General features: G+C 67.7%; 14 protein-coding genes. 12 read left to right on the top strand and 2 right to left on the bottom strand.

The window, feature by feature from the left end; translation table 11 throughout:
* Nucleotides 1–100: 100 nt before the first annotated feature.
* Nucleotides 101–748, bottom strand: a complete 648-nt coding sequence (locus ACLIVD_RS30415) for an isochorismatase family protein (protein WP_317568269.1) — start codon at nt 746–748, stop codon at nt 101–103.
* Nucleotides 749–971: 223 nt separating this feature from the next.
* Here ACLIVD_RS30415 and ACLIVD_RS30410 point away from each other — a divergent pair, with 223 nt between their 5' ends.
* The 12 genes from ACLIVD_RS30410 (at nt 972) to ACLIVD_RS30355 (ending at nt 11738) form a co-directional block, all read left to right on the top strand.
* Nucleotides 972–1568, top strand: a complete 597-nt coding sequence (locus ACLIVD_RS30410) for a DUF4178 domain-containing protein (protein WP_491931123.1) — start codon at nt 972–974, stop codon at nt 1566–1568.
* Entirely contained in the window at nt 1565–2068 is a 504-nt protein-coding gene (locus ACLIVD_RS30405) for a DUF2617 family protein (RefSeq protein ID WP_105423342.1), read from the top strand. Before ACLIVD_RS30410 ends, ACLIVD_RS30405 begins: the two co-directional genes overlap by 4 nt.
* Nucleotides 2056–2478 carry a DUF4247 domain-containing protein gene (locus ACLIVD_RS30400; protein WP_105423344.1) on the top strand — a complete coding sequence of 141 codons (423 nt, stop codon included), beginning with the start codon at nt 2056–2058 and terminating at the stop codon, nt 2476–2478. The genes ACLIVD_RS30405 and ACLIVD_RS30400 overlap by 13 nt, the downstream gene beginning before the upstream one ends.
* Before the next feature lie 28 nt (nt 2479–2506).
* Nucleotides 2507–2977 (top strand): DUF350 domain-containing protein, encoded by a 471-nt coding sequence (locus tag ACLIVD_RS30395; RefSeq protein ID WP_005251488.1) that lies wholly within the window; start codon nt 2507–2509, stop codon nt 2975–2977.
* A 4-nt stretch (nt 2978–2981) separates the two neighbouring features.
* Nucleotides 2982–4553 carry a polyamine aminopropyltransferase gene (locus tag ACLIVD_RS30390; RefSeq protein WP_477954229.1) on the top strand — a complete coding sequence of 524 codons (1572 nt, stop codon included), beginning with the start codon at nt 2982–2984 and terminating at the stop codon, nt 4551–4553.
* A gap of 133 nt (nt 4554–4686) precedes the next feature.
* Nucleotides 4687–5241: a MarR family winged helix-turn-helix transcriptional regulator gene (locus ACLIVD_RS30385; RefSeq protein ID WP_280780400.1), complete on the top strand. Its 555-nt coding sequence runs from the start codon at nt 4687–4689 to the stop codon at nt 5239–5241.
* A 99-nt stretch (nt 5242–5340) separates the two neighbouring features.
* Nucleotides 5341–6540, top strand: a complete 1200-nt coding sequence (locus ACLIVD_RS30380) for a homogentisate 1,2-dioxygenase (protein ID WP_491931121.1) — start codon at nt 5341–5343, stop codon at nt 6538–6540.
* The gene (locus ACLIVD_RS30375) at nt 6537–7394 is read left to right on the top strand and encodes a hypothetical protein (RefSeq protein WP_283353310.1); all 858 of its coding nucleotides are present in this window, start codon (nt 6537–6539) and stop codon (nt 7392–7394) included. The genes ACLIVD_RS30380 and ACLIVD_RS30375 overlap by 4 nt, the downstream gene beginning before the upstream one ends.
* Entirely contained in the window at nt 7391–8572 is a 1182-nt protein-coding gene (gene fahA / locus ACLIVD_RS30370) for a fumarylacetoacetase (protein ID WP_280780398.1), read from the top strand. The genes ACLIVD_RS30375 and fahA overlap by 4 nt, the downstream gene beginning before the upstream one ends.
* A gap of 43 nt (nt 8573–8615) precedes the next feature.
* Complete coding sequence (locus ACLIVD_RS30365; protein WP_491931119.1) at nt 8616–9398, top strand: enoyl-CoA hydratase; 783 nt, start codon at nt 8616–8618, stop codon at nt 9396–9398.
* Nucleotides 9399–9560: 162 nt separating this feature from the next.
* On the top strand, nt 9561–10169 hold the full coding sequence (locus ACLIVD_RS30360; protein WP_005251516.1) for a hypothetical protein: 609 nt from the start codon (nt 9561–9563) through the stop codon (nt 10167–10169).
* A 45-nt stretch (nt 10170–10214) separates the two neighbouring features.
* Nucleotides 10215–11738 carry an acyl-CoA synthetase gene (locus ACLIVD_RS30355; protein WP_491931118.1) on the top strand — a complete coding sequence of 508 codons (1524 nt, stop codon included), beginning with the start codon at nt 10215–10217 and terminating at the stop codon, nt 11736–11738.
* Here ACLIVD_RS30355 and ACLIVD_RS30350 read toward each other — a convergent pair whose 3' ends face one another.
* Nucleotides 11739–12773, bottom strand: coding sequence for a LacI family DNA-binding transcriptional regulator (locus ACLIVD_RS30350; protein ID WP_283336287.1), 1035 nt, complete (start codon nt 12771–12773; stop codon nt 11739–11741).
* Nucleotides 12774–12799 lie beyond the last annotated feature (26 nt).

Here is a 12799-nt window from a genome sequence, read left to right as displayed (position 1 = left end):
GGTTAGCCTAACCACATTGATTGTGGTCATCCGACTGCCGAGCACACCCGGCGCAGCTTCGGAACGAAGCACTGCGCCGGAGTGTGGGCTTCGGGTCGACTCAGCCGACTTCGAGCGGGGAGAACGCGGAGACCAGCGCATCCGTGGTGGTCACCGAACCGCAGCGCTTCGCCGCATAGGTGAGCGCCATGAGGTGCTCGTCACGGCTGAAATCCGCGGTCGCGTCGGAGACCAGGAACGGCTGCACGTCCGACATGAACGCCTCGGCGGCACTCAGCATGCAGCCCATATGCGCGTAGACGCCCGTCACGATCAGCTGGTCGCGGCCGTGGTGGCCGAGCAACTGCCGGAGGTCGGTGCGCTGGAAGGCCGAGTACCGCCATTTGGTCACCTGGATGTCGCCCTCGCGGGGGGCGAGCGGCTCGACCACCTCGGTGTCCCGACCCGACGTCAATCCGGGGCCCCAGAAGTCGGCGAGGATGCCGCGACGCGACGGGTGCTGGTCGCCCGGCTGCATCGTGTAGATCACGGGAATCCCGGCTTCCGAGCACAGTTCGCGAATCCGGACCATGTTCGCCATCGCAGTCGACATCGGCTCGGACCGCACGTCGTACGCGTCGATGAAGTAGTTCTGCATGTCGTGGACCAGCAGTGCGGAACGCCGGGGGTCGAGGCGCCAGGACACCTTCGATTCGGGGACCTCGTGGATCGCCGGGATCGTGTAGGTCGAAATGGGCGGGATGGCCATATGGTTCCTCACTGTCGGTCTTGTCGACGTCTGGGCGTATGCCGCGCGAATCGCGGTGAACGACAGCGCTCCGCTCCACCGCTCGCGCGTTCGGTTAGGCTAGCCTTTGCTACCAGGCTCTGCAATCGCCAGGTGTGTGGGTGCGCGGCGCACAGTAAGGTGACTGAGCGGTGGGGGCCGGGCACTGGCCTCCCGTGCCGAAGCCGCTGACCAGGAGAGACTGTTGACCACGCTGCTGTTACTGCTGCTGATCGTCGTCGTGATCGTGGGCATCGTGCTGATCCTGCGAAATCGGGCCGGGAAGAAGACCACTCCTGCTGCCCGGGTCGATCCGCTCGCCGACTACCCGGAGGTCTACGACCCGTACAAGATCGGAGTCGGCGACATCATCACGTACGCCGGAATCGATCACGTCGTGCGCGGCACCATCACCCTCGACGAAGAGGGATACATCTGGCACGAACACCTCCTCGACGGGTCCACCGGTCAGCGATGGCTGACCGTCGAGAACGACGAGGGCAACCTCGACATGACGCTGTGGATGCGCCGCGAGGGGACGGGGCTCGAACCGAACGGTGACGTGATCCTCGACGACAGGGTGCACCGGCAGATCGAGCGCGGCACCGCCTCGTTCACCGCGGAAGGCACCACCGGAACCGCACCCCAGGGCATCGTCGACTACGCCGACTACGAGACGGCCGACAAGACCGGCCTGCTGTCCTTCGAGCGCTGGGCGCGGACGCAGTCGTGGGAGGTCTCCACGGGCCGCGCCGTCACGCGGGGTGAACTCACCGTGATCCACTCCGGTCCGCCGCAGTGACACTGCACGTCCTCGACATCGAGTCGCGTGATGTGACGGCAGAGGCACTCGGTCTCGTCGTTAATGCCGAAACACCGCTTCCGCTGGCCGAACTCACCATCACGCACGGTGACGACCGAGTGACGCTCGCAGTTCTCGGGGCGTCGCACGCGGTGACGGCGTCCGCGGCGGGCAGCCGAATCACCGAACAGGTCTCGTGCGACGCGGTACAGGCAGGCGGCAGGCCGTTGCCCGTATCCGACAGCGCGAGCGGGTACCGGTTCGACTCGACCACCGACACCGTCGACCGCACCCACCTCGAGCAGACCGCCGACTGGCTGCGGCGCCAGGCCACCGAGGTGGACGGGTGGATCTGCGGGGCGTTCCCCGGTGACCACACCGCGCTGACCGCGCTCACGGCGGCCAAAGATTCGGGCGGATGGGTCTGGCAGACCTGGCATCTGTACCCAGGAGACAAAGGCGGGGTGATCGTGAAAACTCGAAGCAGGTGGCAGCCGTGAGCCGGTTCAGTGCGCGCGTGCGGCTCGTCCCGATGCTGCTCCTGGTGTTGGCCGCGACCGCGTGCGGCGGCGGCGTCCGCGACTACATCGCCGACACCTACGCCCTGCAGAACACCGCGGGCGACGCGAAGACGTACACGTCGAACGACCCCGTGGGGACGACCGTCTCGAACATCGTCGCCGAAGAGGACCCGGCGGCGCGGAAGGCCGACGGCGGCAGCGAATACCTGCGCTACGACGACGACATCGTCACGGTCAGCGCCGGACCGGGTGGCGGCAGCCTCGTCCGCGTCGAAGACATCGACGGCCGGTACAGGAGTGGCGGGTTCGCCTATCTGGGGCCCGGTTTCAACCCCGGTTCACCGGCAGGCGGCGCCAGCGGCAGCGGCGGATCCGGAAGCGCGAAATGACAGAGAACACTCGACTGGGGAGAAGCGCGTGAACACCACCTACACGGCGGCAGCAACGGAAATCGGCAGCGTCGACGTCGGGCTGCTCGCCGTCGGCATGCTCGGCACCCTGGCGTACTTCGTCATCGGCATCGCCGTCCTCGGAGTCGGCTTCGCGGTACTCGACCTCGCCACCCCCGGCAATCTCCGGCACCAGGTGTACGTCGACAAGAACCCCAACGCGGCAATCCTGCTGGCGTCGAACCATCTCGCCCTCGCCGTCGTCGTGGTCACGGCGATCCTCACCAGCTCCGACGGATTCGCGCAGGGACTCGCCGACTCCGCGGTCTACGGCCTCTTCGGTGTGCTGCTGCAGGTCATCGCGCTGCGCCTGATGAATCTGCTGCTGCCGGGACAACTCGTCGGTCTGGTCGGGAACCCGCAGATGTGCGGTGCCGCATGGGCGGTCGGTGCGAGCCTCTTCGCCATCGGCCTCGTGAACGCCGCCGCACTCACCTGATCTCGTGACGACCACCGCGGCAGAGCCGAATACCTCCACCACCCGCGCGCTCGGTGGGCGGGCCAGGGCGTTCCTGCTCGCCGCGGTGGCAGCCTGTGCGGCGTGCGGGCTGATCTACGAACTGGCACTGCTGACACTGTCGGTCAGTCTGACCGGCGGCGGGATCACCCAGACGTCGCTGATCGTTGCGGGTTTCGTGGCCGCACTCGGAGTGGGGGCCCTCGCCGCCAAGCCGCTGCTCTCCACCGCGGCCGCGTCGTTCGTGGTCGTCGAGATCGTCCTCGGACTCGTCGGCGGGTTCAGCGCGGTGACGCTGTACGTCACCTTTACGTTCTTCGGTTCCAGCGCAATCGTTCTGGTGCTCGCCACCGCACTGATCGGTGTGCTGGTGGGCGCCGAGGTGCCGCTGCTGATGACGCTGCTGCAGTCCGGGCGAAGCGACACCGACGCCGAGAGTACCGGAAAAGTGCTGGCAAACCTCAACGCCGCCGACTACGCAGGCGCCCTGGTCGGTGGCCTGCTCTGGCCGTTCGTCCTGCTGCCGACAGCCGGGATGATCCGCGGCGCCGCCATCACCGGCATCATCAACCTCGTTGCCGCCGCGGTGGTGGCGCTGATCCTGCTGCGGTGGCAGCTGAGCCTGCGCACCCGGTTGCTCGCCGTCGTGGCAATGCTCGTCGCCGCCGCATGCATCGCGGTGCTGCTGGTGCGCGCCGACGGCATCGAGACCACGTCGCGGCAACGGCTCTACACCGACCCGGTGGTCGCCGCGGAAAGGTCGCAGTACCAGGAGATCGTGGTCACCGAGCGCGGGGGAGACGTGCGCCTCTTCCTCGACGGCGACCTCCAGTTCTCCAGCATCGACGAACATCGGTACACCGAATCGCTGGTGTACCCCGCGATGGCCGCCGACCCGAAACGGGTGCTGATCCTCGGCGGGGGCGACGGCCTCGCCGCCCGGGAGGTTCTGCGACTGCCCGGGGTCGAGGAGATCGTGCAGGTGGAACTCGACCCTGCGGTCGTCGAACTCGCGAACACCCGGCTGTCCGGGCTGAATCAGGGAGCACTGCAGGACCCGCGCGTGCACGTCGTCCTCGACGACGCGTTCCGGTGGCTACGCGACGCACCCGATTCGGGTTTCGACGCCGTCATCGTGGACCTCCCTGACCCGGACACCCCGGCGCTCGGACGCCTGTATTCCACCGAGTTCTACGGTCTCGCCGCCGCCGCCCTGAATCCCGGCGGACTGATGGTGGTGCAGTCGGGAAGCCCCTATTCGACGCCGGACGCGTACTGGCGCACCACGTCGACGGTCGCGTCCGCGGGTCTGGCCGTCACGCCGTACCACGTGCTGGTGCCGAGTTTCGGGGACTGGGGTTACGTCCTCGCCCGGCGGGGACCCGAACCGCCGGCCCTGCGCCTACCCCGCGACGTCCCCGAACTGCGCTTCCTCGACGAGCCGACCCTCGCCGCGTCCGCGATCTTCCCGCGCGACCGTCCCCGCCGCGAACTCGAGCCCTCCACCCTCGACCGCCCGCGCATCGTCGACGACATGCGGAAGGGCTACGAGCGCTGACGCGCCCGTGAGTACTTATTAACCGCCGGGCGTTAATAAGTACTCACAGGCCGAAGGCATATAGTTCATAGATATACTAAATGCGGAGGTGGCGGGCACTGGGCCCGCCACCAGCTCGCGATAGGGTTCCCCCATGACCGATGACGCAGCGCCGGTGCCCGTCGAGGTACCGGACAGCCTCGACTTCTGGTCGTTCATCGAACTGGCGAACCGGCGCCTGAGCACGGAATACGGCTCGACGCACGAACTCGCCACCCAAGTCCTCCTGACGTTGAACCGCGCGTCGAACGTGGTGACGTACGACCTGGAGTCGTCGATTCACCGCCCGCGCGGCCTGTCATGGTCGGCGTTCCGGCTGATGTTCGTGACATGGCTGGCCGGACCCGTCGAGTCGAAGACGGCGGCCAAGCTCACCGGTATGAGTAGGGCTGCCGTCTCGAATCTGACGAAGACGCTGGTCGGTGGTGGTCTGATGGAACGGACCCCGGACGAGCGGGACGGCCGGTCCGTCCAGTTGTCGCTCACCGAGAAGGGCCGGAGCGAGATCGGTGAGATCTACCGTGAGCAGAACGAGCGGGAACACGCCTGGGCGAGTGTTCTCACCGAACCGGAGCAGCGCATTCTCGTCATGCTGCTGGACAAGCTGATCACCAACCGCAGCCAGTTCGACGTCCGCGGGCGTAACTGACCCCTGCTGTGCCTCCCGGGAAATCTGTGCTTGCCATCACGCCCGTAATTTAGTTAATGTGTTTACTACTACGGACACGCACTTCTAGGGAGGCCGGTCATGGCGTTCTATCGGCACGCGGGCAACATCCCGCCCAAGCGGCACACCCAGCACCGTGACGACAACGGTCAGCTCTACTTCGAGGAATTGATGGGAGAAGAGGGGTTCTCCTCCGACTCCTCACTGCTCTACCACCGCCACATCCCGTCGGCGATCGTCGATGCCACCGTGTGGGAGGTGCCCGACCAGAGCACGACACCCAATCATCCGCTCAAGCCGCGCCACCTCAAGTTGCACGACCTGTTCCCGGACACGGTCTGGGCCGACACCGACGTGGTCACCGGACGCCGGTTGATCCTCGGCAACGCGGACGTCCGCATCTCCTACGTGGTCGCCGCCAAGGAGTCGCCGCTGTACCGCAACGCGATCGGCGACGAGATGGTCTACGTCGAATCCGGTGCCGCCACCGTCGAAACCGTGTTCGGCGCGCTCGAGGCGAAGCAGGGCGACTACGTTCTCATTCCGATGTCGACCACCCACCGCTGGATCCCGCAGGGACCGGAACCGTTGCGTGCCTACGCGATGGAGGCCAACAGTCACATCGTCCCGCCGAAGCGTTACCTGTCCCGGTTCGGTCAGCTGCTCGAGAACGCGCCCTACTGCGAGCGCGACCTGCACGGGCCGTCCGACACGCTGCAGGTCGAGGGCACCGACGTGGAGGTGCTCGTCAAGCATCGGACGTCGCACGGGATCGTCGGCACGCGAATGGTGTACCCGCACCATCCCTTCGACGTCGTGGGCTGGGACGGGTGCCTCTACCCCTACACGTTCAACATCTCCGACTACGAGCCCATCACCGGGCGCGTGCACCAGCCGCCGCCGGCGCACCAGGCGTTCGAGGGCAACAACTTCGTCATCTGCAATTTTGTGCCCCGCAAGGTCGACTACCACCCGCTGTCGATTCCGGTGCCGTACTACCACTCGAACGTCGACTCCGACGAGATCATGTTCTACGTCGGCGGAGACTACGAGGCGCGCAAGGGTTCCGGCATCGGCCAGGGCTCGATCTCGATTCATCCCGGCGGCCATGCGCACGGTCCGCAGCCCGGCGCGTACGAACGCAGCATCGGGGCCGAGTTCTTCGACGAACTCGCCGTCATGGTCGACACGTTCCGCCCGCTCGAACTCGGCGAGGGTGCCGTGGCGTGCGAGGACTCGGGCTACGCGTGGACGTGGGCAGGGCGGGGGCCGACGCCGTGATCTCCGCCCTCTTCGCCGGTCTCTGCGACGACGCCGCCCTCTTCCCGCCCGGAAACGCACCCCTGCCCGACGCCCTGCCCGCGCACGCCGGACATTTGTCGGCGCCGTACGCGGATCTGGTCGGTCCCTTCGTCTTTCCGGTCGCCCGGCTGGGCGAATTGACCCCCGGTGCGCTCGAACTGAGCCTGACGCTGCCCGGCGGTCCGGCCACGCTCGAACCCGCACTCGACCGCCTCGCGCAGATCGACGGTGCCACCGCGGTGGCACTCGAGATCGCGGTGCCCGCAGACCAGACGGCCGCGGAGTTTTTCGCTGCGATGGACGCCGTCGAGGCGCTGACCGCCGGGCTCGACGTGTTCGTGGAGGTGCCGCGTGGCGAGCGCCGGCCCGACTTCCTCGCCGCACTGACCGGCGGCCCGTTCGCGGCGAAGTTCCGCACGGGTGGCGTGGTCGCCGAGGCCTACCCGGACGAGACCGAACTCGCCGCTGCGCTGCACACCGTCATCGCGTCGGGAATCCCGTTCAAGGCCACCGCCGGACTGCACCACGCCGTCCGCAACACCGATCCGCACACGGGATTCGAACAGCACGGTTTCCTCAACGTGCTGCTCGCCACCCGGCACGCACTCGGCGGCGCCGGCGTCGACGAGGTGGCCGCCACCCTCGCCGGACGTGACGGCACACCGCTCGCCCGCGAGCTGCGCGACCTCCCGGCCGACGTCGTCGGCGCCGTTCGCACCGCCTTCCGATCCTTCGGCACGTGCAGCATCCTCGAACCCCTCGAGGATCTCGTCGCACTGCACCTCGTGCCGTCTTCCGTCCTCGCCTCCGCAGATCAAGGAGCCCACGCATGACCGTCCTCGACATCCCCGCAGATTCCCTCTTCGGAATCGAGAACCTGCCGTACGGCGTATTCTCGACCGCCGACTCGACCCCACGGGTCGGAGTGCGGGTGGGAGATTCCGTCGTGGATCTCGCCGCCGCACTGGGTGACGACGTCTTCGCACAGCCCACCCTCAACGCCTTCATGGCGCAGGGCCGGGCCCGCTGGACCGAGGTCCGCAGGCAGATCACCGAACTCGTGCAGGGCGACGTCGCCGACACCGCGGTGTTCGCCGTTGAGGACGTGACGATGCACCTGCCGGTGGCCGTCGCCGACTACGTCGACTTCTACGCCTCCGAGTACCACGCCACGAATCTCGGGCGACTGTTCCGCCCCGACTCCGAGCCGTTGATGCCCAACTGGAAGCACCTGCCGGTTGGATACCACGGGCGGTCGAGCACCGTCATCGTGTCCGGCACGGACGTCATCCGGCCCTGCGGGCAGCGCAAGACCCCGGCTCAGGACGCCCCCGACTTCGGGCCGTCCCGCCGCCTCGACATCGAGGCCGAGATGGGCTTCCTCGTCGGTGTCCCGACGAAGCTGGGGGAGACGATCACCCCGGATCAGTTCGCGGAGTATGTGTTCGGGGCGGTCGTCGTGAACGACTGGTCCGCCCGCGACATCCAGGCCTGGGAGTACGTGCCGCTCGGCCCGTTCCTCGGGAAGAGCTTCGCGACGTCGATTTCCCCGTGGGTGGTTCCGCTCGACGCGCTCGAGGCGGCCCGCATCGACACCCCGACGCAGGATCCGCAGCCGCTGCCGTACCTGCGCGGCGAGGAGAAGTGGGGCCTGGACATCGACCTGGCCGTCGAATGGAACGGACACGTCGTGTCGCGTCCGCCGTATGCGCAGATGTACTGGTCGCCGGCGCAGATGCTCGCACACACCACGATCAACGGCGCCGCTGCCAGCACGGGCGACCTGTTTGCGTCGGGCACCATCTCCGGACCCGAGAAGGATCAGCGTGGTGCGTTCATCGAACTGACCTGGGGTGGACAGGAACCTGTCGTCGTCGGGGACGAGAAGCGCACGTTCCTCGAGGACGGCGACGAGATCGCCATCTCCGCCACCGCACCGGGCCCGAACGGCACCCGCATCGGCTTCGGTGAGGTGCGGGCCCGCATTGCTCCGCCCGTGAGTACTTGTTAACCGCGGGCGGTTGATAAGTACTCACGGGTGGTAGGCAGTAGTCATGACCGAGAACTTCGTTGAGACCACTGCCGAGCCGGACACCGGCGTCGCGTTCCTCACCCTGAACCGCCCCGAACAGCGCAATCCGCTGTCGTCCGAGGCCATGCGGGACGTCACCGCGGCGCTCCGGAAGCTGGGCGACGACGACACCACCCGCGTCGTCGTCATCAGGGCTGCAGGACCGGTGTTCTCCGCAGGCCACGACCTGAAGGAGATGATCGGCCGCACCCTCGAGGAGGAGCAGGCCATCTTCGACACCTGCGTCGAGATGATGCAGACCGTGCAGGACATTCCCCAACCGGTCATCGCGTCCGTCCAGGGCGCGGCCGTCGCGGCGGGCTGTCAGCTCGCCGCGTCGTGCGACCTGGTCGTCGCGTCGTCGAACGCCGTGTTCGGGACGCCGGGGGTGAAGATCGGCCTGTTCTGCTCCACCCCGATGGTGGCCCTCAGTCGTGCGATCGGACGTAAGCGTGCCCTGCAGATGCTGCTCACCGGGGAGACGATCGGGGCGGAGACCGCCGCGGACTGGGGGCTGGTGAACCTGGTCGTGGCACCCGAGGAACTCGACGCGCAGACCCGGACTCTCGCCGCGAAGATCACGAAGGCCAGCCCGCTCCCGGTGAAGATCGGCAAGCAGGCGTTCTACCGGCAGATCGAGCTCCCTCAGGGCGAGGCCTACGCGGCGATGGCGGAGACGATGGCCACCAACGCGATCACGTGCGACGCCCAGGAGGGCATGCAGGCGTTCGTCGAGAAGCGCACACCGCAGTGGCAGGGAAAATAGCGCGCGCTGTCTGCATTGCGCGGTCCGGCGAACCGGCGAAGGATCAAGTGTGCAGTGGCTGCGGCCGCGGGCCGTCGGTGCCCGCTGACGGTGGACCGCGACGGGTCGGTCACCGAGATCGTTCTCACTGCGGGGCGACCGTCCCGCGGGAGGTGACTATCGATGTTCATCCAGGTTATTCAAGGAAAGGTGTCCGACGAGGCCGGCCTACGCCGGTGCATGGACCGCTGGACGGAGGACGTGCGACCGGGAGCGACGGGCTTCCTGGGCTGCACCCAGGGATTGTGCGACGACGGAACGTTCATCGCACTCGCGCGGTTCGAATCGGCCGAAGCGGCCCGGCGTAACAGCGAGCGTCCTGAGCAGGGCGCGTGGTGGGCAGAGACCGAGAGGTGCTTCGAGGGTGCCGTGTCGTTCATGGACTGCCCGGACGTGATGGAGTGGATGGGTGGCGGCTCGGACGACGCGACATTCGTTCAGGTCATGGAGGGGCACACCACCGACGCGAGCCGGATGCGGGAGCTGCTGGAACAGGCCGAACCCCAGGTTCATCAGCTGCGCCCGGAGATCCTCGGCGGAACGTTGTGCACGTACGGCGACGGCGGGTATGTCGAGGCGGTGTACTTCACCTCGGAATCGGAGGCCCGCGAGCACGAGAAGGTCGAGATCCCGGACGACCTGAGGTCGTTGTTCGAGGAAGAGGGGCGGTTGATGGGCGACGTGTCGTACTACGACATGCACGAGCCGATGCTGGTGCCTGCAGGGCGGTAGCCGAAACCTCCGGCAAGGTACTTGGACGTCCTATAACCTTCGTGCATGAGTCTGGATGCGCGTACCGATACCGTCGACGGAGTGCTGCGGCGCTCGGCCGCCAAGTTCCCCGACCGCCGGGCACTGACGTTCGAGGACCGCACGTGGACGTACCGTGAACTCGACGACGCGGTCAGCCGGGCGGCCGCCTACCTGCAGTCGCTCGGACTGTCGGCCGGTGAGCGGGTGGCCGCGTACGGCACGAACTCGGACGCGTACACGATCGGGTTCCTGGCCTGCGCGCGTGCGGGTCTCGTGCACGTCCCCGTCAACTATGCGCTCGAGGGTGACGAGCTGACCTATCTGGTGTCGCAGTCCGAGAGCGCTGCCGTGCTGGTCGATCCGGCGCTGAGGGGCACGCTCGACTCGGTCCGCGGCGTCCTCGATCTGCGCCACGTGATTCCCCTGCGCGACGCCGAAGACTCGCTGCTCGCCCACAGCGGCTCCGGCGAGGTCCCCGTGCTCGCGGTGCCGGTCGCGGCCACCGATCTGGCGCAGTTGCTGTACACGTCCGGGACGACGTCGAAGCCGAAGGGCGCCATGATGACTCACGGCGGGCTCGTGCACGAGTATGTGTCTTCCGTGATCGCCCTCGCGCTGAGCGACGGCGACAATCCGCTGATCTGCATGCCGCTGTACCACTCGGCGGGCATGCACGTCTTCCTGATGCCGTACCTGTCGGTGGGCGCCTCGGTGAATCTGATGCAGACCCCGGACATTCCGGAGATCCTGCGGCGCATCGAGGCGGATCGCATCGGCTCGCTGTTCCTGGCGCCGACGGTGTGGGTGCCGCTCGCCGGACATCCGGATCTCGGGACCCGCGACCTGTCGTCGCTGAAGAAGGCGCAGTACGGCGCGTCGATCATGCCGGTGACGGTGCTGAACAAGCTGCGTGAACGCTACCCCGACCTCGGCTTCTACAACTGCTTCGGACAGTCCGAGATCGGGCCGCTCGCCACGGTGCTGCAGCCCGAGGAACACGAGGAGCGGCCGTCGTCGTGCGGCAAGGCCGTGTTCTTCGTCGAAACGCGGGTGGTGGATCCGGACGGCAACGACGTTCCGGACGGCACCCCCGGTGAGGTGCTCTACCGTTCACCCCAGTTGTGTCTGGGGTACTGGGACAACCCCGACGCCACCGCGGAGGCGTTCCGCGACGGCTGGTTCCATTCGGGGGATCTGGTGACGCGGGACCCGGAGGGGTACATCACCGTCGTCGACCGCATCAAGGACGTCATCAACACCGGCGGCATCCTGGTGGCGTCGCGGGAGGTCGAGGATGCGGTCTACACGCATCCGGACGTGGCCGAGGTCGCGGTCATCGGGACGCCGGACGACAAGTGGATCGAGGCGATCACCGCGGTCGTGGTGTTGCGGGAGAACGCGGCCGGCGTGACGCCGGACGGGTTGATCGCCCACGTCAAGGAGCGCATCGCGCCGTTCAAGGTGCCCAAGCAGGTGGTGTTCGTGGACGAACTGCCCCGCAACCAGAGCGGGAAGCTTCTCAAACGCGAACTGCGGGCGACGCTCTGACTACTTCCTGGTCGACGCCCGCTCGATCAGCTCGACCGGGAGTTTCACCGATTCCACGTCGTTGCCCGCGATGATCGACAGGAGATGACGCACACCCGTCGCGCCGATCAGGCGCGCGGGTGAGCGGACGGTCGTCAGCGGCACCGGCAGCTGGGCGACCACCGGAATGTCGTTGTACCCGACGAGCGCGAGGTCGTCGGGGATCCGCAGCCCGAGGTCGCGGGCGACGCCGAGGACGCCGATCGCGATGGTGTCGCTGACGGTGAAGATCGCCTCGGGGCGCGAATCCGACTCGAGGAGAACGGTGGCCGCGGCGACACCGCCGGACACGTCGAAGTCGGAGCGGACGACGCGATCCGGGCGGAGTTCGATGCCGTTCTCGGCCAGTGCGGCGCGGAATCCGGCGAGGCGGTCGCGGGAGGTGCTCGCATGGTCGGGGCCTGTGATGACGGCGACCTCGGTGAAGCCGCGGTCGAGGAGATGGCGTCCGGCGAGGTAGCCGCCCCGGTGGTCGTCGCCGGACACGAACGGCAGACCGACGTCGGCGTGCCGGTTGAGCTGCAGCATCGGCAAAGCCCCCACCGACAGCGAGTCGACGAATTCGCGGCCGGGACTGTGCAGGCTGCTGAGCAGCAGGCCGTCCACCTGCCTGCTGACGAGGAACTCGATGGCGCGGCGCTGGGCGTCGAGGTCGTCCGGCGGGCTCGACAGCAGCACCGAGTAGCCGGCCTGCGTGGCCGTCTCCTCGATGCCCTGGAACATCGTCGCGACCACGCCGTCGGTGAGTCGCGGCATGACGACGCCGAGGGTGGTGGTCTTGCGTGTCCGAAGGCTCGCGGCCCACAGGTTGGGCTGGTAGCCGAGTTCCACCGCCACCTCTCGCACCCGCAGCGCGGCTTCGGACCAGCCGTCGGCGGGTTCGGGCTGGCGGAGCACCCGGGATGCCGTCGACACGTGGACGCCGGCGCGTTCGGCGATCTCGCGGAGGGTAGGCGGACGCCCGGAGGTGCGTGTCGGGCGGTCCGGCTGGTTCACGGGCAATCCTCGCGCTCGGGGACGGG

Source organism: Rhodococcus sp. G6(2025) (assembly GCF_058628105.1).
Note: the sequence above shows the minus strand (reverse complement) of the source record. Positions and strands in the feature narration are given on the sequence as shown.